The 2,418-nt window shown below is 74.5% G+C and carries 2 protein-coding genes; one reads left to right on the forward strand and one right to left on the reverse strand.

The window, feature by feature from the left end:
- Nucleotides 1-40 precede the first annotated feature (40 nt).
- The gene (locus HCN52_RS23765; protein WP_168090478.1) at nt 41-1,090 is read right to left on the reverse strand and encodes an LLM class F420-dependent oxidoreductase; all 1,050 of its coding nucleotides are present in this window, start codon (nt 1,088-1,090) and stop codon (nt 41-43) included.
- Nucleotides 1,091-1,192: 102 nt separating this feature from the next.
- On the opposite strand from HCN52_RS23765, the gene HCN52_RS23770 reads away from it, so the two are divergent.
- Nucleotides 1,193-2,179 (forward strand): aldo/keto reductase, encoded by a 987-nt coding sequence (locus tag HCN52_RS23770; RefSeq protein WP_168090479.1) that lies wholly within the window; start codon nt 1,193-1,195, stop codon nt 2,177-2,179.
- The last annotated feature ends 239 nt before the right edge of the window (nt 2,180-2,418 follow it).

Here is a 2,418-nt window from a genome sequence, read left to right on the forward strand (position 1 = left end):
GGCCGGGGCCACGGCGGTGGCCCCGGCCCGGTGTCGCGGTTCAGGCCAGCCCGGCCCGCTCCAACGCGGCGACACCGGTGCGCAGCGCCGCCAGTCGCTCCTCCAGCGCACCCCCTTCGGGCACCAGCGACAGCGTGGTGACCCCGGCCTCCGCGTACGCCTGCATCCGGTCCGCGATGCGCTCCACGGGGCCGAGCAGGGTGGTGGCGTCGATGAGGTCGTGCGGTACCGCTGCGGCGGCGCCGGCCTTGTCCCCGGCGAGGTAGCGCTCCTGGATCTCCTCGGCGGCCTTCTCGTACCCCATGCGCCGGGCGAGGCGGTTGTAGAAGTTCTGCTTCCGGCTGCCCATGCCGCCCACGTACAGCGCGGTGTAGGGGCGGAACCGGTCGGCGAGCGCGGTGACGTCGTCCCCCACCGCCATGGGGACCGAGGGCACGATGTCGAACCCCTCCAGCGAGCGCCCGGCTGTGGCGCGGCCGGCGCGCAGCGGGGCGAGCGTGGTCTGCTCGGCGTGCTCGGGGGCGAAGAAGACCAGCAGGGCGCCGTCGGCGATCTCACCGGTCTGCTCCAGGTTCCGGGGGCCGATGGCGGCGATGTAGAGCGGAATGTGCTCGCGGACCGGGTGGACGGTGAGCTTGAGCGGCTTGCCCGGCCCGTCCGGGAGCGGCAGGGTCCAGTGGTCGCCCTCGTGGCTGAGCCGCTCGCGGGCCATGGCCTTGCGGACGATCTCGACGTACTCGCGGGTGCGACCCAGCGGCTTGTCGAACCGCACGCCGTACCAGCCCTCCGAGACCTGGGGGCCGGAGACGCCGAGGCCGAGCCGGAACCGGCCGCCGGAGAGGGAGTCCAGCGTGGCGGCGGTCATCGCGGTCATCGCGGGCGCCCGGGCGGGGATCTGGAGGATGGCGGAGCCGACGTCGATCCGTTCGGTGTGGGCGGCGACCCAGGACAGCACGGTCGGCACGTCCGAGCCGTAGGCCTCGGCGGCCCAGCAGACCGCGTAGCCGAGGCGGTCCGCCTCGCGGGCGACCGCGAGGTTGTCCGCGTCCATCCCGCCTCCCCAGTAGCCGAGGTTGATACCGAGGCGCATCCGTTCTCCTTCGTCGCGGTGGGCGGCCTCCCCCGGTGCTACCGGCGGGTAACCTGTGGGCACTCCGGACTGTAGCCTGTCCCGCAAGTACGCTCAACGCCCATGGAGCCACGGCATTTGGGCCGCACCGGCCTGCGCGTTCCCCCGTTGGGCCTCGGGACGCTGACCTGGGGACGCGAGGTCGGCGAACGCGACGCCGCGGAGCTGCTGCGCACGTTCTGGCGCGCGGGCGGCACCCTCGTGGACACCGCGGACGTCTACGCGGACGGGGGCGCCGAGTACATGCTGGGACGGATGCTCGGCGGCTTCGTCCCCCGCCGCGATCTGGTGATCGCCACCAAGGCCGGCAGCGTCGCCGACCCGCACCGCCGCGTCGACGGTTCGCGGGGACACCTGTTGAACTCGCTGGACGCCTCGCTGGCGCGGCTGGGGACCGATTACGTGGACCTGTGGCAGCTCCACGCCTACGACACGGCGACCCCGCTGGAGGAGACGCTGCAGGCCGTCGACGACGCGGTGCGCAGCGGGCGGGTGCGGTACGCGGGAGTCACCGGGTACTGCGGCTGGCAGCTGGCGAAGGCGGGGACCTGGCAGTTGGCCGACGCCGGGCGGCGCTGCCGGCTGAGCACCACTCAGATGGAGTACTCGCTGCTGCAGCGCGGCGTCGAACGGGAGGTCGTACCCGCCGCCCTGGACCTGGGGATCGGGCTGCTGCCCTCCTCACCGCTCGGCCGCGGGGTGCTCACCGCCAAGTACCGCGGCGGCGCCCGCCCCGTCGGGTCGCGCGCCGTCTCCGACCAGCTGTCCGCGTTCGTCGCACCGTACCTGGACCGGAAGGCCGGCCGCGTGGTCGACGCGGTGCGCACCGCGGCCGACGGGCTCGGGGCCACCCCGCTCCAGGTCGCGCTGGCCTGGGTCCGCGACCGCCCCGGCGTGGTCGCCCCCCTGGTCGGCGCGCGAACCGCCGAGCAGTTGGAGGCGGCGTTGTCGGTGGCGGACCTTACGCTTCCCCAGGAGATCCGCCGCGCGCTGGACGATGTGTCGGCGCCGGTGCACCACTACCCCGACCAGGACTGGAGCACGCTGTGACGGATGGCAGCCCGGCGACGGAGGACGGGCGGCGGCCCGCGGCGAAGCCCGAGGAGCTGATGGCCGCGGTCCGCGCCGTGGAGCAGGGCGAGCGCCCGGCCGCGGAGTTCTTCGCCGAGCCCGCGCCCCGCCCCCGACGGCCGGCGAGGTGTACGACGAGATGCTGTACGAGGTCCACGACGAGGTGCCCCCGTTCGAGGTCCCGGCCACCGACGGCCGGGCCGAGTACGACGGGCCGG

The organism is Streptomyces bohaiensis, assembly GCF_012033785.1.
In the GTDB taxonomy this organism is placed as follows: Bacteria; Actinomycetota; Actinomycetes; order Streptomycetales; family Streptomycetaceae; genus Streptomyces; species Streptomyces bohaiensis.